The organism is Nocardia sichangensis (assembly GCF_047200615.1).
GTDB lineage: Bacteria > Actinomycetota > Actinomycetes > Mycobacteriales > Mycobacteriaceae > Nocardia > Nocardia sichangensis.
In genome coordinates this window covers 74195-91246 of sequence record NZ_JBJZOK010000028.1, presented here as the reverse complement: position 1 = coordinate 91246, position 17052 = coordinate 74195, and the positions used below count along the sequence as shown (strand labels likewise).

The window sequence follows — 17052 nt, the reverse complement described above, 5'->3', positions numbered from 1 at the left end:
CGTCGATGCCATGCCGGACATCGACGAGGCCGACGAGTCCTTTCCCGACTTGCTGCGCACCCAGATCCGTCACGGATTCACCACTGCCCAGCAGTATCTCGCGGCCGCCGTGTACTTCGACTCACGCAGACTGCCGCAGTTGGCCGGACACGCCTACGACCGGTCACGCGAGCACTACGGCAATTCCCTGCGCATGGTGCAGTACCTGCTGGACCGGGATCTCCCGGTGCAGATCGGCGGCTTGGACGAGATCGAGTCCACCTTCGAAAGCCCGCGCGGCGCGGTCGCTTCGCTGCTGGAGATCGAGCAGGTCCGCAGCGCCCGGATCAGCGATCTGGCCCACACTGCCCGCACCTCCGGCGATTATCTCGGCGAACGCTTCATCGGGTGGTTCCTCGCCGATCAGGTGAAGAACGTCGCCGGGATGAGCACGTTGCTGGCCGTGATCGACCGTGCCGACGGGCAGTTGTTCGACGTCGAGGAGTTCGTCGCCCGGGAGACACGGCCGCGGCCGCGCACCGATATTCCGGCGCCGAAAATGGCTGGAGCGGCTAAGAATTAATTAGGCAACACTAGCCTCAATAAGGCTGCACTTGGATGACACGGGTCTTGACCAGCGCTAATGTCGATGCCATGTCAAGCCATCCGGAATCACCCCGCAGCAAATTTCACAGCCTGTTGCACGATCAGATCCGGCACGAATTCAATGCCGAGCATCAGTACATCGCGATTGCGGTGTGGTTCGACAATGCCGATCTCCCGCAGCTGGCCAAGCGGTTCTACAAGCAGGCCGTCGAAGAGCGCAATCACGCGATGATGATCGTGCAGTACTTCCTGGACCGGGATATCAGCGTCGATATTTCCGGCATCGATGCCGCGAAATCGCGGTTCGAGAACGCCAGGGAGCCGATCGCGCTCGCACTGACCCAGGAGAAGACGGTCACCGAGCAGATCATCCAGCTGGCGAGCACCGCCCGCGAAGAGGGCGACTACCTGGGCGAACAGTTCATGCAGTGGTTCCTCAAGGAGCAGGTCGAGGAAGTCGCGAACATGACCACCCTGCTCACCATCGCCGATCGCGCCGGGTCGAACCTGTTCGACCTGGAGGAATTCGTCGCCCGGGAAATGAGCGGCCCGAGCGACGCCTCCGGCGCGCCTTCGGCGGCGGGCGGCTCCGTCTGACGGCGTTCGCCGAATAGGTGAAACAGGCCCGGTTCCGTATCAGGAACCGGGCCTGTCGCTGTTGGACGTTCTATCGGACGGCGAGTCGGAATGCCGGCGTAAACGACGGTTCCACCACATTTCGCAGTGGTTTGGCGAGTCTTTCCTATATTTCGAGCCGCACCGGCGGCAACCGGAAAACACCGCCGCCGACAAAGGCCGTTTCTGCCCAAGTCTCGCGATATCCGGGCTCAGCGCAAGGTGACCTGACGCGACCGCAGGCCGTCGCGGGAGCGCCGCTCGTCGGAGGTCAACGGGGCGTCGACGGCCAGCGCCTCGGACAGCCGAGCGCCGAATTCGGCTGCGGGCTCGACCCATTCGTCGGGGTGTCGCTCGCGGTCCAGGTCGAAGACCGGGACCAGCACTCCGTGCGTGCGGAACGACCCCGCGAACCGGGAACCCTCGCCGAGGTGCAGACCGCCGGAGGCGTGCACCCGGGCCAGCGCCAGCATGAGCGCGTCCTCGTCCTCCGGCCGCACCCAGCGGATGTGCGCCTTCTCGCCCGCGTCCACCCACCAGGCGGCACCGATCGTGTCGGCGGCGAGCCCGAGCCGCGCCGAGGGCATGATCGCCTGCTTGGCCTGCTCGATGGTGGCGGCGACCTGCGGGTCGGGCTCGACCCCTGCGGGCACCCACCAGTCGAAGTCCTGGTGCACGGTCAAGTCCAGGCTCGCGGCGGGATCGATGACATCGGCCAGCCGCGGACCTCCCGCGACGCTTTCCACCGAGGTCAGCGAATCACCGGGCTCGGCGGACTGGGTCCATAGGATCGCCGCGGCCAGATCGGCGGCCGGATCCGCGCCCTGGAACTGCACCTGCGCGCCGACGTAACCGCTGGGCTCGTCACCGGCGCGCACCAACGCGGCCACCGCGCCGGGCAGCACCGTTGCGAGCACGACCGGCCGCTCCGCCGCGACCTCGGCCGCCAGCGTCAACCGGGCGGTGGCCGAAGGAACGAATTCGCGCAGCGCGACCAGATCGCACTCCGCGGCCAGGCCCTCGAACGGACGGGTGACGACTTGTGCCGCCTGCTCCTGCGCCGCCCGCCGCTCGGCGAGACGCTGCGCCCGGTTCCCACCGGGCTTAGGACTGTTGCGCTTGCTTTTACCCACGAGGGGTCAACCTACCGTGTTTTTCGGCTGTGTTTGTTTTTCCAGCGCCTGCGGCGCTGGGTGTTCGCGGCCCTTTGTGGCTCGCGTCCGAGCGACCGCCGCTGGCGACTTCGGCGCGGACGCGGCGGCCACTCGGACGCGAGCCGGGCCGCGAACGGCGCATGCTCGGTCTCGCTTCGCTCGAAACCGGGGGTTGAGGTGGCGTGGTCGCGTCAGGGCGCGATTGCGCAAACTACTTTCACCGGGTGGGCGTGGCGCACCGCACCGTATTCCGCTCTCCTCGAGGCGTGCGTCGCAGCGACGGACGATCGAGGATTTGTGGAAGCCACGACAACCCCTTCCGGCGGAACCGGGTCAGGCGGCGGGGAGCAGGGACTTGGTGCGGCCGGGGTGGTTCGTGGCGATCCAGCTGACGCCGAGGTCGGCGCACAGTTGGACGTCGTCGGGGTCGTCGACGGTCCAGCAGTAGGTGGCGCGGCCGGCGGCGGCGGCCTTGTCGACCAGGTCGGGGTGCTCGCGCAGTGTTTTCACCGAGGGGCCGACGGCTGTGGCGCCGACGGTGGTGGCCGCCGATCCGCCCAGGTAGCGCGACGATTCGCCGAGCAGGACGGTGGGCAGCAGCGGGGCGGCGCGGCGGATGCGCCACACGGCGGTGGCCGCGAACGACATGACGACCGCGCGGGAATGATCCGCCGAGGCGGGGGTGGCGATGCCGAAGCGCTGGAGCTCGGCGAGCAGCTTGTTCTCCACCAGCGCGCCGTAGCGGACCGGGTGCTTGGTCTCGATGAACAGCTTGGTCGGCCTGCTACGCCAGTCCAGCACCAGGCTGATCAGCTCGCTGAGGGTCAGCACCGAGGCCGGATCGCCGTCGGCGCCGAAATCCAGTGCCCGCAGCTCCTCCAACGTCATCTCGCTGACCAGACCGCTGCCCGAGGAGGTCCGGTCGACGGTGCGGTCGTGCACGCACACCAGATGTCCGTCCCTGGTCAGCCGGACATCGCACTCGACGCCGTCGGCGCCCTCCTGGAGCGCCAACTCGTAGGCGGCGAGCGTGTGCTCGGGGCGCGCCGCCGAGGCGCCTCGATGCGCGACGACGAACGGCGCGCGACTGCCCTGGCTCACTTGGCCATAACCTCCTCCTGCTCACGGTCCTCAGCACCGTTGTCCTCGTGCGCGTCGGCGCCCGCCTGTGCACGTCCGCCGGGATGCACCGGCTCGATCACCGGCACCGCGGGGTCGACCGCGATCAGCCAGCGGCGCGCGGTCCGGCTGCGACCGAGTAGGTCATGCCCCTCGATCGTGCGCAACACCCAGAGGGTCAGCAACGCGACCGCGGCGGCGACCGCGTCGGTGAACGCGGTGAACAGCACCCCGTCCGCCTCGGCTTGCAACGAATCCGCGGTCCGCCACAGTAGCGCGGCCACCGTGACGAGGCCGCCGAAGACCCACGCGGCCCACCAGATCCGGACCGCCCGTCCCGTCCTGGGATCACCCTGCAACGCGGCCACTTCGCTCAGGAAGACCCCCGGCCACAGCAGGTTGACCACCGGAATCAGGCAGCCGAGCGCGAGCGCTCGCGGCGAACGCGGGTCGCGCCTGCCCGTGGCGGCGTAGGCCGAGCGCCTGATCTCGATCAGTCTTCCGACGGTGGCCGCGGCCGCCAGCAGCGCGAGCACGACCGCGAGCACTCCGGCGCCGATCACGAACGCGTCGGAGGCGAAGAGGACGGCGGGGTGGATCAGGCGCGTCCGGTTGCGCAGCAACACCCCGTAGCGCGCCAGTTCCGCGACGGCCGCGAGTCCGAAGACGACGGCGGTCGCGACGAGCAATCTGATCACCGAGTGGGTCAACTTGCCGAACGGGCGACGCGCCGCGCCGCCCGCGTGCGGTGGCGGGTCGATCAGACCCCAGCGCGGGATCTGCGTGTACCGAGGCGTGCGGCTCGGCGGGGCCGGTCGGACGGCCGACTGCGCTCGCCGACCGCGCTGGTCGGGCTTGCGCGCCACCCAGCGGTAGTTGCGACGGTCGGCGGGCGCGTCGATCGGCCCCGGCGAGAGGAGTACGCCGCGGCAGCGCGGGCACCAGTGCATCGGCGCCCCTTGCACGGCCCAGCGCGCACCGCAGCGCGCACAAGGTTGCACCACCGTACTCACCCGCGCACCTCGTTCTTTCGTCAGTAGATCTTCGCCTCGTGGTCGCCCTCCGCGACCAGCGGGCGGCCGGCGTGCTGCCATGCCACCATGCCCCCGTTGACCTGGATGGCCTCATAGCCGATGTGCGTGAGATATTCGACCACCTGAAGCGACCGACCGCCCTGCCTGCAGATGATGTAGAGATCCGCGTCGTACTCCAGCTCGTCGATCCGGGCGGGAACGTCGACCATCGGGATGTGGATCGCGCCCGGGGCGTGTCCGAGCCGCCACTCGTCGTCCTCACGGACGTCGAGCAGGATCGATCGCGGCGTGTCGGCCGACGCGGGCGCGCTGCTGTCGAATTCGGCAGGCACGTCCTCCACCGTGACCGACGGAACGTGGGGGCTCGTCACAGATTCGATCCTGCCATGCGTGGCGGACCGCCGTGCAGTTCCATGCCAGGGGAGCGACCTCGACAGCGAGCCACGACTTCGGGTATGTTCTCCCCTCCGGAACTCGACCGCGCACCCGCCCGATGCTGGTTGTGCATAACTCGGGCGAAGTTATCCACATAATCCACAGCTCGATCCACAAGGCGCAGGTGTCGAAGGCGTTTCGCGGGATTGAACCGGCTTTCTAGCAACTGATCAGCTATCGACCTGGTGTCGTTGCGAACCCTTGGTCCGTTCTCGGCATGCTTTACCTGATCGAAGTACGGATCAGTCCCTAACGGTCGAGCGATGCGAATGGCCGATCCGGGACTCCCCTCCATACCAATCCCGGAGCGGCCATTCGTCGCCGACATCGGAACCCGCGGCCGAAGAGGGCCCGATATCTACTTGGACGGCGCCGAGGCGCATTCGGTTCCATCGAATCCAGAACGCCGCCGAAATCCCGCGATCCGGCGAAGACGATCGGTAGCCTGGGCGCATGAACGTGAGCAGGGGGCTACGCCACGGAATGGACATCGCAGGGCTCAATATCGCGTTGTCCGAGGCCACGTGCCTCGGCCTCGCGATCGACGAGGCCGCCGCAGAACTGCGACTCGACCTCGAAGTGCTGACTCTTCCCGAACGCGGAACGGCGACGGAGGACTATCGGGTGCAGGTGACGTTCACCGGCGTGAGCCGGGTCGCCGCGTCACTGCGGACGCAGCATTGGGACGACCTGGAACCCAGGGTGCTGCCGCTGCGACTGGAAGGCCTGGACGAGGCGATCCGGAGTTTCGGCGGCGGGCGGCTGCACGGTTGGGAGTTCATCGATCTCGACGACAGCAGTTGGGCGCTGTGGAGCGAGTTGCTCAGCTTCGACACCCGCATCGGTGATCGCGAATCCGCACACGTTCTGGAGTTCTCCCAGGAGGAGGGCATCGATCCGCGCGAATTGGACGTCCGGGTGTGGTTCGACGGCATCACCGTGTACGACGCGCGGGGCAAGCAGATCCCGCTGGCGGACTTCGTCGCGGGCGGCGCGCGGTGGTGGCGGGCGCACGATGCGGGCGACCCGCGAGCCAGTCGTCCGGGAATCGCGCCGCCGCTCTGAGCGCCGAACCGTCGCGAGTGAACCGCACTTTTGGGTGCGGTTCGTCGCACCTCGGCGCTCAGGCGCCCGTGCCCACCGGGCAACTCACTCCGGTGGCGTGAACGGGGCAGTATCCCCCGGGATTCTTGGCCAGGTACTGCTGGTGATAGCCCTCGGCATAGTAGAAGGCCGCCAGCCCGGGCAGCGGCGTGATCTCCGTGGTGATCTGCCCGTATCCCGCCGCGGCCAGCCGCTTACCGTAGGACTCGGCCGTCGAGCCGACGAGGTCGGCCTGCTCGGCGCCGAAGGTGAAGACGGCCGAACGATATTGGGTGCCGCGGTCGTTTCCCTGCCGCATGCCTTGGGTGGGATCGTGGTTCTCCCAGAAGTGTTTGAGGATGCCCGCGTAGTCGATCACCGCGGGATCGAACACGACGAGCACCGCTTCCGCGTGACCCGTCCGTCCGCTGCATACCTCTTCGTAGGTGGGATTCGGCGTGTACCCGCCGACATAACCGACTGCCGTGGAGTAGACGCCGTCGAGCTCCCAGAAGCCTTTCTCCGCGCCCCAGAAGCAGCCCATCGCGACGACCGCGAGCTGGAGCCCCTCGGGAAACGGCGGGCGGATCGGGTGACCGTTGACGTAGTGGGTATCCGGCACGTCGAGCGGTTCCGCCCGGCCGGGCAGGGCTTGCTCGGGAGCGACCATGACGGGTTCGGGGAGGCTCAGACGCCCCACTAGTTCGTCGTACCACGACATGGTTCGATGCTACGCGTGCGTTTCCAGTGGGGCCGATGTGCGTGATGTGACGGTGCGCGACCCGCTAGGTGTGAGCGGCGTCACCGGAATGCGCGGGCGTGGGCCCGAGTTGGAATCGACCGGGTGTACGAATGATGGTTGGCTGTGTCCGGAACGGGGCACAACCAGCCCGACATAGGAAGGGACAACGTGGCCGAGTACACGCTGCCAGATCTGGATTACGACTACAGCGCCCTGGAGCCCCACATCTCCGGGCAGATCAACGAGCTTCATCATTCCAAGCACCACGCCGCTTACGTCGCGGGCGCGAACACCGCACTGGAGAAGCTGGAAGCCGCTCGCGAGTCGGGCGATCACAGCGCCATCTTCCTGCACGAGAAGAACCTCGCGTTCCACCTGGGTGGGCACGTCAACCACTCCATCTGGTGGAAGAACCTCTCCCCCAACGGCGGCGACAAGCCGGTCGGCGAACTGGCCGCGGCCATCGACGACCAGTTCGGTTCGTTCGACAAGTTCCGCGCGCAGTTCACCGCCGCGGCCAACGGCCTGCAGGGTTCCGGCTGGGCGGTGCTCGGCTTCGACACCCTCGGCCAGAAGCTGCTGACCTTCCAGCTCTACGACCAGCAGGCCAACGTCCCGTTGGGCATCATCCCGCTGCTGCAGGTCGACATGTGGGAGCACGCTTTCTACCTGCAGTACAAGAACGTCAAGGCGGACTACGTCACCGCGTTCTGGAACGTCGTCAACTGGGCCGACGTGCAGGAGCGCTTCGCCAAGGCGACTTCGCAGGCCAAGGGCCTCATCTTCGGCTGAGCCTGTTCGGCACGCCGGAACCGGGTCCGCGAATCCGTCCGCCACGCGCGGCCGGATTCGCGGGCCCGTTCTGTTCTCCGGTGACGCGGACATGTTGCCGGGAACGTCACCCGCCCCGCGTGTATCCGGAGTCCCTGAGGTGGGGCGGGATCCGTCGAGTGCGCAGCCGGATTGCCCTCCTCCACGCCCCCGGCCGCCCGATTGGCACTCTTTGGTACTTGTGTGCCAGGTGACTCGTGGTTCATATTCGGGAAATCCACCCCAAAGGAACGGGCAAGGTCGCCCCCGGGTACGACAACGGGAGGCAGGAATGCGCACGAACGAACCGATCGGCATCACGCCGTTCCATTCGCGCGGGTCGCTGCGTGGCTTCTTGATTTCCGGCCGCTGGCCGGACACCACCAAGGAGTGGGCGCAGGTGCTGGTCCTAGCGGTGCGTGTGGCCACGTTACCCGGGCTGCTGACCACCTCGACGGTGTTCGGAGTCCGTGAGGACCTGCCCGACGACCCCGCCCCGGGCACGGTCGGCTTGGTGCTGGCCGAAGGGCCCGTGCTCGGCGACGAGGCCGTGGAACCCGGCCGTTTCGCCGACCATGTGCCACCGGCGTTGCTGATGCTGCATCCGCCGTCCGAAACCCGCCCGACGCTGCCCGAATGCGCGGGTGCGGCCTCCGGCTGCGTCTTGCTGCCCGGCGTGCCCCACCTGGGGCTGGAACACCGTGCCGCGTGGGTCGAGGCGGAGTCGGACGGAACCGTGACCTCGCTGGTCAGCCGGGTCGGACTGGACCCGATCAGCGATCCCGACACCGCGGTTCTGGCTATGCTGCTGGCCGCGTGAGGGTAACCGAAATTCTGCACGTGGATCGCCAAACTTATTGTGCGCATTGCGATTTCGATTACAGCGGGTTGGCACGAGCGGAACGTGGCGGTAGAGTCGCAAGCAGCGAAGGGGAGTAGCCCCCAATCACACAGTCGACATACTGACCCGCCGAGCCCGCTCGGGCCGGGTCCGGCTGTGTGAACCGGCTTCCGGCCGGTGGGCGAGACCTTCGGCCTGGACAACCATTTCGTTGTCGGCCGGAGCGTCCCCATATCTCCGGTCGGCAGGCCGGAGACCTTGGAGCCGCCACACATGATCGCCACCGTATTGCTCACCATCGGCGTCGTCTTCCTCGCCGAGCTCGGTGACAAGTCCCAGCTGATGGCGCTGACGTTCGCGCTGCGCTACCGCTGGTGGGTGGTGCTCGGCGGCATCGCGACAGCCTCCGCGGCGGTGCACCTGATCTCGGTCGGCATCGGCTATTTCCTCGGTGCGGCGCTGCCCACCACGGCGATCGCGCTGATCGCCGCCGTCACCTTCCTGGCCGTCGGCCTGTGGACGTTGCGCGAGCACTTCGGCACCGGCGAGCAAGACCCGGAGCCGAAGGCGCCGAAAGTGGGCGGTGCGCCGTTCTTCGTGGTGCTGTCCGCGTTCCTGCTCGCCGAGCTGGGCGATCGCACCATGTTCGCGACCGCCGCGCTGGCCACGGACTACGACTGGGTAGGCGTCTGGCTGGGCTCGACCATCGGCATGGTCGCCGCCGACGCGCTCGCCATCGCGGTGGGCATTCTGGTCGGCAAGCATCTGCCGGAGCACACGATCGGCATCGGCTCGGGCCTGCTGTTCCTCTACTTCGGCGCGGCGACCCTACTCGGCGCGACCGCGCCGGCCCTCGGCGGTGTCGCCGTCGCCGGGCTCGCGGCGCTGGTTCCCGCGCTGGCCGGTGCGGCGCTGCTGCTCACGCGGATGGCTCGCCGCTCGAGTCCAGCGCAGCCCCGTACAGTCCGCCACCCTGACGCAACAGATCCAGCAGTGGTTCCCGCAGCGCCTGCAGACCGCTCGAGTCTCCGGCCGCGATCCGAGCGGTGACCATCGAACCGACCGCCGCGGCCAGGGCCTGACAGGCGAAACGCTGCTGGTCGGTCCGCGCGTCGAGCACGGCGGCGATCAACTCGACGAATCGCTCTTGCAGCTGGGCCCGGCGCGCGATGGCGGCCGACCCCACCGCGAAGACCTCGACCAAGAACAACCGCGCGCTGGCCGGGTAGTCCACCAGATACTGGAGATAGGCGCGCAGGATCCGATCCATCCGAGCCACGGCGTCGGTATCGGCCGCCGTGTCTTCTCTCTCGGTGGCGTCGGCGATCCGGTCGAGCAACAAATGCACCGCGCGCTGATAGGCCGCTTCGAAACAGTCTTCTTTGGAGCGGAACTGCTCGTAGAACGTCTCCCTGGACACGCAAGCCCGCTTGAGGATCGCCGCGACCGACGTTCCGATGTAACCGTTCTCGGCCATGGCCTCCGCCGTCGCGACGAGGATTCGTTCGCGCTGCGAAGCGATCACCTGCTCCCGTGGCAGGCCGTGCCTACCTCGGGGGAGGCGTGCGCTGGTGGCCGATTCGGTCATTCGGTGACTCCGGGTGTTCGGTCGAGCTGACTGGGCTGTTCCATTCTGCTCGGTCGGTTCCGCCGACTTGCCGGAAAGGGCCCGCGCCGGAAACGAGTCGCGGGAGCCGTGCAGGGCCGTTCGCCGCGTACCGGTTAGGGTGCCATTGACGAAGGGCCAACTGGCTGTCACAAACGAGAGGACCATCGTGGAGATTTCGGGTTCCGCCGCCATTGTCACCGGAGGCGCATCGGGCCTCGGCGCCGCCACCGCCAAGCGTCTCGCCGATCTCGGCGCCACCGTCTTCGGGCTGGATGTACCGCAGTCGATCGAGCGCGCCGGCGACAACGTGCCCGCCGGGGTCACCCTCATTCCCGCCGATGTCACCAGCAACGACGAGGTCGGCGCGGCCGTCGCGCAGGTCGTCGAGTCCGGCGCCCCGCTGCGCATCGTGGTCAACTGCGCCGGTGTCGGCTGGGCGGGCCGCATCCTGTCCAAGAACGGCCCGCACGACCTGGAGCTGTTCCGCACGGTCATCACGGTCAACCTGCTCGGCACCTTCAACGTCATGCGGCTGGCCGCCGACGCGATCGCCAAGACCGACGCCGTGGACGAGTACGGCCAGCGCGGCGTCATCATCAACACCGCCTCGGTCGCCGCGTTCGAGGGGCAGATCGGTCAGATCGCCTACTCGGCGTCCAAGGGCGGCGTGCACGGTATGACGGTTCCGGCAGCGCGCGATCTGGCCCAGTTCGGCATCCGGGTGAACACCATCGCTCCCGGCATCATCGACACCCCGATGCTCGCCGGCGTCACCGAGGAGTACCGCAAAGGCCTCGAGGCGGGCGTGCCCTTCCCGTCCCGCCTCGGCCGTCCGGACGAGTACGCGCAGCTGACGCAGTACATCGTCGAGCACGACTACCTCAACGGCGAGACCATCCGCATGGACGGCGCGCTGCGCATGGCGCCGCGGTAATTCCGCTCCGCAGTCCCGGCAGCGCGTGACCCTTCACCGAAGGGTCGCGCGCTGTTCTCATTCCCCCGATTTGTGGCCGATGCCGAGGTAGGCCGTGGTGGACAACGGGCAGTGTGGCCGGTACTTCTCGGCGAGAAACGCTTTCATGACGGCGGCGCGCCGCGCCCAGACCTCCGCGCTCACGTTGTGACGCATGAGTTCCAACGGGGCGCTGCTGCGCACCATGGTCTCCCACATCTCCTCGGGGCTGCCGAAGGTGAGCGCGATCGAATGCCGCTGGATGGACACGGCTTCGAAGCCCGCACCGCGCATCTCCGATTCGAAGACCTCCGGGTTCTCCAGGCTCAGGAAGTTCGGTTGCGGCTCCTGGATGTCCGGGTCGGCCGCGGTCAAGGCACCGAACATCATCCGCATCAGCGGCGAGTCCGCGATCGGTGCCCAGCTCGACACCACCGCCGTCCCGCCCGGCCGCAACACTCGGAACAGCTCGGCGAACCCACGAGCGCGGTCCGGGAAGAACATCAGTCCGAACATGGAGAACCCGGCGTCGAAATGGTCGGATTCGTACGGCAGTTCTTGTCCGTCACCCACTTGCGCCCGGATATTCACCAGCCCGGCGGCAGCGGCGTTCTTCGCCAAGCGCGCGATCATCGACTCCGCGAAATCGATGGCGTCGACCTGCGCCACGTGACCCGCGGCCAGCAGGCTGAGCGTGCCCGGCCCCGCCGCGACATCCACGATGCGCGATTCCGGCGAGAGCGAGGCGAACTCGAGCGCCCGCGCCGAGAACGGTTGCATTATCGCGGGTGCGAACTCGTCATATCCGTCGGCGACGAGATCCCACGGCTCGGCGACGGCAAGCGGGTTTGCGGACATGTCGTGACGATCCTTTCAGGCATCCACATCTAACCGCGCCACCCGGGGGCGAACTCCCCAGTCCTGCGAATATGCCATCCCGCCCGTCACCGTAACCGAGAAATGGCCGAAACGCCGCCGACCGCACCGGCCGCGACCGGAGGACATTGCTGGTCCTCCGGTCGCGGATGGTTCAGAGAGTGCGAGTGAGCCGATCGGTGAGGATGTGGGCGAAGTGCGCCGGATCCTTGAGTTCACCGCCCTCGGCGAGCACCGCCGTGCCGAACAGCAGTTCGGCGGTTTCCGACAGCTCGGTCGCCGTGCCGGCGTCGGCCTTCTCCCGCTCGGCCGCGTACGCGTCGCGCAGGCCGGTGACCAGCGGGTGGGTCGGGTTGAGTTCCAGAATCCGCTTGCTCTCCGGCAGCGCCTGGCCCGAGGCGCGATACATCCGCTCCAGCATCGGCGTGAAGTCGAACACGTCACCGACCAGGCAAGCCGGAGAGGTGGTGAGCCGGTTGGTCAGGCGCACCTCCTTGACGTTCTCCTCCAGCGTCTTGCCCAGCCACGTGAGGACATCGGCGAAGTCCTTGTCCTGCTGCTCGCGCAGCGCCTCGGAGGCCTTCTTCTCCTCCTCGGTCTCCAGATCGACCTCGCCCTTGGCGATGGACTGGAACGCCTTGCCGTCGAATTCCGGTACGGAACCGACCCACATCTCGTCGACCGGGTCGGTCAGGATCAGCACCTCGCGGCCCTTGGCCTTGAACGCCTCCAGATGCGGGGAGCTCTCGACCTGCTGACGGGTCTCGCCGGTCATGTAGTAGATCGTGTCCTGCCCCTCGGGCATCCGCTCCACGTACTGGGCCAGCGTGGTCAGCTCGGTCTCGGAGTTCGTCGAGGCGAACGAGGAGACCTGGAGGATGGTGTCGCGGTTGTCGAAGTCCGAGAGCAGGCCCTCCTTCAGGACGCGGCCGAACTCCTTCCAGAAGGTCTGGTAGCCGGCCTGGTCCTCGGCGCCCTGCAGATCCTTGACCGTGGACAGCACCTTCTTCACCAGACGCTTGCGGATCATCTGGATCTGCCGGTCCTGCTGGAGGATCTCCCGGGAGACGTTGAGCGACAGATCCTGCGCGTCCACCACGCCCTTGACGAAGCGCAGGTACTCCGGCATCAGCTCTTCGCAGTTGTCCATGATGAACACCCGCTTGACGTAGAGCTGGACGCCGCGCTTGTGCTCGCGGGTGAACAGGTCGAACGGCGCGTGCGAGGGGATGAACAGCAGCGCCTGGTACTCGAACGTGCCCTCGGCCTTCAGCGGGATGATCTCCAGCGGATCGTCCCAGCCGTGACTGACGTGCTTGTAGAACTCCTTGTACTCCTCGTCGGAGACCTCGCTCTTGGGGCGCGTCCACAGCGCCTTCATGGAGTTGAGCGTCTGGTCCTCGAGGATCGTCTTCTCCTCGGCGGCCTCGCCTTCGCCCTCGGTGACGGTCCGCTCCACCTGCATGCGGATCGGCCAGGAGATGAAGTCGGAGTACTTCTTGACGATCTCGCGCAGCTTCCACTCCAGCGTGTAGTCGAAGAGGTGATCCTCCTCGTCCACCGGCTTGAGGTGGAGCGCGACCGACGTGCCCTGCGGGGCCTCGTCGAGTTCGGAGATCGTGTAAGTGGAGCTGCCCGCATTCGACTCCCACCGGGTGGCGGTGGCCTCGCCCGCGCGGCGGGTGGTCAGGGTGACCTTGTCGGCCACCATGAAGGTCGAATAGAAACCGATGCCGAACTGGCCGATCAGCTCCTCGGCGGCGGCCTCGGACTTGGCCTCGTTCAGCTTCCTGCGCAGCTCGGCGGTACCGGACTTGGCGAGAGTGCCGATCAGATCGACGACCTCGGCGCGCGACATGCCGATGCCGTTGTCCCGGACGGTCAGGATCCGCTCGTCCTTGTCGACCTCCAGCTCGATGTGCAGGTCGGAGGTGTCGACGTGCAGATCCTTGTCTCGGAAGGACTCCAGCCGCAGCTTGTCCAGCGCGTCGGAGGAGTTCGAGATCAGCTCCCGCAGGAAGGTGTCCTTGTTGGAGTAGACGGAATGGATCATCAGCTCGAGCAGCTGATGGGTCTCTGCCTGGAACTCGAGTTGTTCGACGTGCTCTGTCACGGTCGCGATGGTACCGCCGTGCGCTGACTACGGAGCCGAAGGTGGGGCCGCCGCGTAACCCGCGACGGTCCCGGGCGACCGCGCATCGGGAACCTGCCGGAAATCGGCGAGACCGGCAACCTCCGCGTCGGCGCGGGTGGTCATCCATTCGCGCAGCACCTGGGTGGCGCGGACGTCGTCCTCGTTGTACTCCAGCAAACGGGTGCGCTGGGTCGCGTCGGGCGTGGCGCCGTCGTAGCCGACCGCGAGCCGGTACCAGCTCATCGACGCCTCGCCGCTCGCCTCGGGATCACGCCACGAGAACCCGGCGACCGGCGCGATCTTCTTCAACCCCTTGCCGTTCGGGCAGATGAACTGGTCGGAGACGGCTTGGAACATGTCCACCCATTGCGGTCCGTCCACGAACGCGCGCACCTGCTCCACCGTCGGCACGCCGGGCCTGCCCGCGAACCGGCGCGCCGATTCGTACAGCCACTTGTCTTCCGCCGTGCGCGAATAGCAGTACGCGGCAAATGTTCTGCCCGTCGCGGTCGCCTCGGCGCGCACTGTCATCAGCCAGGTCCAGAACTCGCCGAAAGAGCGGCCCTCGTCCTCGGTGGGCAACGGATCCCAGGTGACGAACGGGCGGTACACGCCGTTCAGCAGCGTTCCCCACAGGTACGCGCCGTACTCCTGGAAGCTCTCCAGATCGACGTCGACCTCCACATCCGCCCGCCGCACTTGCACGCTCTCGACCCGCCGCACCAGCGGGGCGCCGACGATCCACGCCCGCGCGGTGACCACGGCCTCGTCGAACGGGCCGTGCTGCCAATCCTCGGGCTCCTCACCCACCCACGCGGCGAGTTCATCGATGGTCTCGACGTTGTGCCTGCGCAGCACCTCGGCGCGGGAGCCGGGCGCCACCAGGCTGACGTCACGATGCTCGATCAGCCAGCCCTCGCAGCTCGGGCCATCGACTCCTCGCGTCCACCACGGGCACTGCCTGCACTCGGGCACCTTCGACGGGATGGTGGGCAGCTCGCCGCGCACCACCGCGATCCGGTCGGCGTAGCGGCGGTCGTAATCGGCCAGCAGCGGCGCCAGGTCGTGGACCAGGATGCGATCGAAATCGAAGCCGATGACGCCGCCGACCAGCGCGGGGCTGGCCAGGCCGTGCCGTTGCAGCATCCGGTGCAGGTGGGCGAGCCGCTGTTGGTCGCGGGGCTGCTGGCGTAGCTTGCGGTGCGGATCCGGTTGCGGGTCCCAGTGATACGGGTCCGAGGTGGTGGGGTGGAAGTCGGCGCGCTCGGGTTGACGCGGGTCGGTCACCTTGTGGTTCACCACGATGATCGGGATGTAGCCGCCGCGTTCGACGTCGCGCAGCAGGATCTCCGAACCTCCGCGCCTGCCGGTGTCCGGCTCCTGCGGTAGCAGTCCGCCCCAGATGTGCCGTGCCCCGATTTCGCACGCGCGCATCGTCGCTTCGGCGCGCTCGGCGGCGCGCAGTCCGGGATCGATCACCACCCAGGCATCGGGGTCCGCGCCGACCAGCGCGTCGCGCACTCGGGCGCGGTGTGCGACGGCGGCGTCCCGGCGCTGGCGTACGCCCGCGTCCTCGACGATCCCCGCCAATGCCTCGGGGTGCGCGGCGTCCATACGCAGGCGATGGCGGCAGCCGATCAGCGCCCTGGCATCGATGAAGGCGGCCGGCACGTCGGTGGCCCGATCCACGGCCGTTCCGTTGCGCTTGCGACCATCCCGGTCACCGATGTCCGAATCCACGCTAAGCAGTATGGTCCCTCCCCCCGACAGTGTTGAATTTCAGCGCTGTGTTGGATTGGCCGCGACTTCGTCGCGGCGTGTTCGCGGCCCCCTCTTGGCTCACGTCCGAGCGACCGCCGCTGGCGACTTCGTCGCGGACGCAGCGGCCACTCGGACGCGAGCCGGGCCGCGAACGGCGGATGCTCGGTCTCGCTTCGCTCGAAACCGGGGGTTGCGGTGCGCTGGGCGCGTCCCGGGGTTGCGGTGCGCTGGGCGCGTCCCGGGGTTGCAGTGCGCTGGGCGCGTCCCGGGGTTGCAGTGCGCTGGGCGCGTAGGGCGGTGACCCGCACATACGCGGTACGCACATTGGGGATCGCTTCGACCCCACTGCCGACAGCACCACTTCACTTCGAACCACGGAGCGCGCCGCTCGGTACGGACGATGTTCCAGGCGGTGGTGCGGCGTGGCCGCTCGACGTCGACCAGCACGGCACCGGATGGAGAAAGGAAGCCTTGCCGACCAGTCGCTCAGCTGGGATGGGAATTGCCGGGCGCCGTGCGCGCGGGCCGCACTACCCTCGCAGCTGACGGCGTGGACCCGATAGGGTAACGGCAAAGCGTGTGACATGGGCGGACGGGCTTCCCCGGCGTCGTACTGCCATGGCGAACCAGCATGACGGAGGGCCTTCGATGGGGTTGTTCACGAAGCGCAAGCGGCGGCCGAGCCGCAGGGCCGAGGCGAAAGCCCTCAAGCACAAGGCCGTGATGGAGGCCAAGCTCGTCGCGAAGAACGACCGCAAAGCGCGCCGGGCCGAGGCCCGCACCCAGCGCAAGGTCGCCAAGGCGCAGATCGCGACGTTCCAGGCGGAGGAGAAGGCCGCGCTCAAGGTGGCGGCCAAGGCCGAACGCGATCCGTTCAGCGCCGGTCAGGTGAAGAAATACCTCGGGGTGGCCCGTGTGCTCATCCCGGTACTCGCTCCGCTCGCCTACCGCGGCGCGACCTTCCTGCGCGGACAGCTCGACACCCGCCGCGCCCAACAGCTCGGCGTCGGCATCGACCAGCTCGGCGACTTCACCGGACACGGCGCGAAGCTGCAGGCGCGGATCACGAATGCCGAAGCGGCGCTGCGGAAGATCGGCTCGCAGGACGGCAAGGACAAGGGCGAGGCGCAGAAGTTCGTCGCCGCCACCAAGGACCGCCTCGGCAGCCTGACGGCCGCCGTGCACACCTCCGACCAGATGCCCGCCAATCGCCGCCGTTCCGTGCACGCGTCGATCTCCCACGAGCTGTCCGGGATCGAGTCGGACATTCTGGCCCGGCTCGGCGTGCGCTGAGTTTCCTCG

Annotated in this window: 16 protein-coding genes and 1 pseudogene; 8 read left to right on the top strand and 9 right to left on the bottom strand. The window is 67.8% G+C overall.

Annotated elements, in window-relative coordinates:
• Positions 1–10: 10 nt before the first annotated feature.
• Together ACL03I_RS30680 and ACL03I_RS30675 are read left to right on the top strand one after the other, a co-directional pair.
• A complete protein-coding gene (locus ACL03I_RS30680; RefSeq protein WP_355073291.1) occupies positions 11–562 on the top strand; it encodes a ferritin in 552 nt (183 codons plus the stop codon).
• 71 nt (positions 563–633) lie between these two features.
• On the top strand, positions 634–1182 hold the full coding sequence (locus ACL03I_RS30675) for a ferritin (RefSeq protein ID WP_355073293.1): 549 nt from the start codon (positions 634–636) through the stop codon (positions 1180–1182).
• A gap of 230 nt (positions 1183–1412) precedes the next feature.
• On the opposite strand, the gene ACL03I_RS30670 is transcribed toward ACL03I_RS30675, so the two are convergent.
• The 4 genes from ACL03I_RS30670 to ACL03I_RS30655 form a co-directional block, all read right to left on the bottom strand.
• Positions 1413–2333 (bottom strand): DUF5926 family protein, encoded by a 921-nt coding sequence (locus ACL03I_RS30670; RefSeq protein WP_355073295.1) that lies wholly within the window; start codon positions 2331–2333, stop codon positions 1413–1415.
• A 354-nt stretch (positions 2334–2687) separates the two neighbouring features.
• Positions 2688–3455, bottom strand: a complete 768-nt coding sequence (locus ACL03I_RS30665; RefSeq protein ID WP_355073296.1) for a glycerophosphodiester phosphodiesterase — start codon at positions 3453–3455, stop codon at positions 2688–2690.
• On the bottom strand, positions 3452–4486 hold the full coding sequence (locus ACL03I_RS30660) for a DUF4328 domain-containing protein (protein WP_355073297.1): 1035 nt from the start codon (positions 4484–4486) through the stop codon (positions 3452–3454). The genes ACL03I_RS30665 and ACL03I_RS30660 overlap by 4 nt, the downstream gene beginning before the upstream one ends.
• Positions 4487–4506: 20 nt before the next feature.
• Positions 4507–4878: a rhodanese-like domain-containing protein gene (locus ACL03I_RS30655; RefSeq protein ID WP_379249755.1), complete on the bottom strand. Its 372-nt coding sequence runs from the start codon at positions 4876–4878 to the stop codon at positions 4507–4509.
• Positions 4879–5395: 517 nt separating this feature from the next.
• Here ACL03I_RS30655 and ACL03I_RS30650 point away from each other — a divergent pair.
• Positions 5396–6007: a hypothetical protein gene (locus ACL03I_RS30650; protein ID WP_355073299.1), complete on the top strand. Its 612-nt coding sequence runs from the start codon at positions 5396–5398 to the stop codon at positions 6005–6007.
• Between the two features lie 58 nt (positions 6008–6065).
• Here ACL03I_RS30650 and msrA read toward each other — a convergent pair whose 3' ends face one another.
• Positions 6066–6746: a peptide-methionine (S)-S-oxide reductase MsrA gene (msrA, locus tag ACL03I_RS30645; RefSeq protein ID WP_355073300.1), complete on the bottom strand. Its 681-nt coding sequence runs from the start codon at positions 6744–6746 to the stop codon at positions 6066–6068.
• A gap of 189 nt (positions 6747–6935) precedes the next feature.
• Here msrA and ACL03I_RS30640 point away from each other — a divergent pair, with 189 nt between their 5' ends.
• From ACL03I_RS30640 to ACL03I_RS30630, 3 genes are all read left to right on the top strand, one after another.
• The gene (locus ACL03I_RS30640; protein ID WP_039794275.1) at positions 6936–7559 is read left to right on the top strand and encodes a superoxide dismutase; all 624 of its coding nucleotides are present in this window, start codon (positions 6936–6938) and stop codon (positions 7557–7559) included.
• Positions 7560–7869: 310 nt separating this feature from the next.
• Entirely contained in the window at positions 7870–8397 is a 528-nt protein-coding gene (locus tag ACL03I_RS30635) for a peptidase (protein WP_355073302.1), read from the top strand.
• A 294-nt stretch (positions 8398–8691) separates the two neighbouring features.
• Positions 8692–9468, top strand: a complete 777-nt coding sequence (locus ACL03I_RS30630) for a TMEM165/GDT1 family protein (RefSeq protein WP_355073758.1) — start codon at positions 8692–8694, stop codon at positions 9466–9468.
• A 322-nt stretch (positions 9469–9790) separates the two neighbouring features.
• Here the strand turns inward: ACL03I_RS30630 and ACL03I_RS30625 are convergent.
• Positions 9791–10006: pseudogene (locus ACL03I_RS30625) on the bottom strand (TetR/AcrR family transcriptional regulator); the annotation flags it as partial.
• Between the two features lie 187 nt (positions 10007–10193).
• On the opposite strand from ACL03I_RS30625, the gene ACL03I_RS30620 reads away from it, so the two are divergent.
• Complete coding sequence (locus ACL03I_RS30620; protein WP_355073304.1) at positions 10194–10961, top strand: SDR family NAD(P)-dependent oxidoreductase; 768 nt, start codon at positions 10194–10196, stop codon at positions 10959–10961.
• A 57-nt stretch (positions 10962–11018) separates the two neighbouring features.
• Here ACL03I_RS30620 and ACL03I_RS30615 read toward each other — a convergent pair whose 3' ends face one another.
• The 3 genes from ACL03I_RS30615 to ACL03I_RS30605 all read right to left on the bottom strand — a co-directional run bounded on the left by ACL03I_RS30615 (position 11019) and on the right by ACL03I_RS30605 (position 15603).
• Positions 11019–11837 carry a class I SAM-dependent methyltransferase gene (locus ACL03I_RS30615; RefSeq protein WP_355073305.1) on the bottom strand — a complete coding sequence of 273 codons (819 nt, stop codon included), beginning with the start codon at positions 11835–11837 and terminating at the stop codon, positions 11019–11021.
• 172 nt (positions 11838–12009) lie between these two features.
• Positions 12010–13968 carry a molecular chaperone HtpG gene (gene htpG / locus ACL03I_RS30610; protein ID WP_355073307.1) on the bottom strand — a complete coding sequence of 653 codons (1959 nt, stop codon included), beginning with the start codon at positions 13966–13968 and terminating at the stop codon, positions 12010–12012.
• Positions 13969–13995: 27 nt separating this feature from the next.
• Positions 13996–15603 carry a TM0106 family RecB-like putative nuclease gene (locus tag ACL03I_RS30605; protein ID WP_355073760.1) on the bottom strand — a complete coding sequence of 536 codons (1608 nt, stop codon included), beginning with the start codon at positions 15601–15603 and terminating at the stop codon, positions 13996–13998.
• Between the two features lie 795 nt (positions 15604–16398).
• On the opposite strand from ACL03I_RS30605, the gene ACL03I_RS30600 reads away from it, so the two are divergent.
• Entirely contained in the window at positions 16399–17043 is a 645-nt protein-coding gene (locus ACL03I_RS30600; RefSeq protein WP_412807578.1) for a DUF6474 family protein, read from the top strand.
• Positions 17044–17052: the final 9 nt, after the last annotated feature.

Coding starts and splice junctions, on each gene's coding strand:
- ACL03I_RS30680 (WP_355073291.1), top strand. CDS start 11: ATGCCGGACATCGACGAGGCCGACGAGTCCTTTCCCGACTTGCTGCGC.
- ACL03I_RS30675 (WP_355073293.1), top strand. CDS start 634: ATGTCAAGCCATCCGGAATCACCCCGCAGCAAATTTCACAGCCTGTTG.
- ACL03I_RS30650 (WP_355073299.1), top strand. CDS start 5,396: ATGAACGTGAGCAGGGGGCTACGCCACGGAATGGACATCGCAGGGCTC.
- msrA (WP_355073300.1), bottom strand. CDS start 6,746: ATGTCGTGGTACGACGAACTAGTGGGGCGTCTGAGCCTCCCCGAACCC.
- ACL03I_RS30635 (WP_355073302.1), top strand. CDS start 7,870: ATGCGCACGAACGAACCGATCGGCATCACGCCGTTCCATTCGCGCGGG.
- ACL03I_RS30630 (WP_355073758.1), top strand. CDS start 8,692: ATGATCGCCACCGTATTGCTCACCATCGGCGTCGTCTTCCTCGCCGAG.
- ACL03I_RS30615 (WP_355073305.1), bottom strand. CDS start 11,837: ATGTCCGCAAACCCGCTTGCCGTCGCCGAGCCGTGGGATCTCGTCGCC.
- ACL03I_RS30605 (WP_355073760.1), bottom strand. CDS start 15,603: ATGGACGCCGCGCACCCCGAGGCATTGGCGGGGATCGTCGAGGACGCG.
- ACL03I_RS30600 (WP_412807578.1), top strand. CDS start 16,399: ATGGGGTTGTTCACGAAGCGCAAGCGGCGGCCGAGCCGCAGGGCCGAG.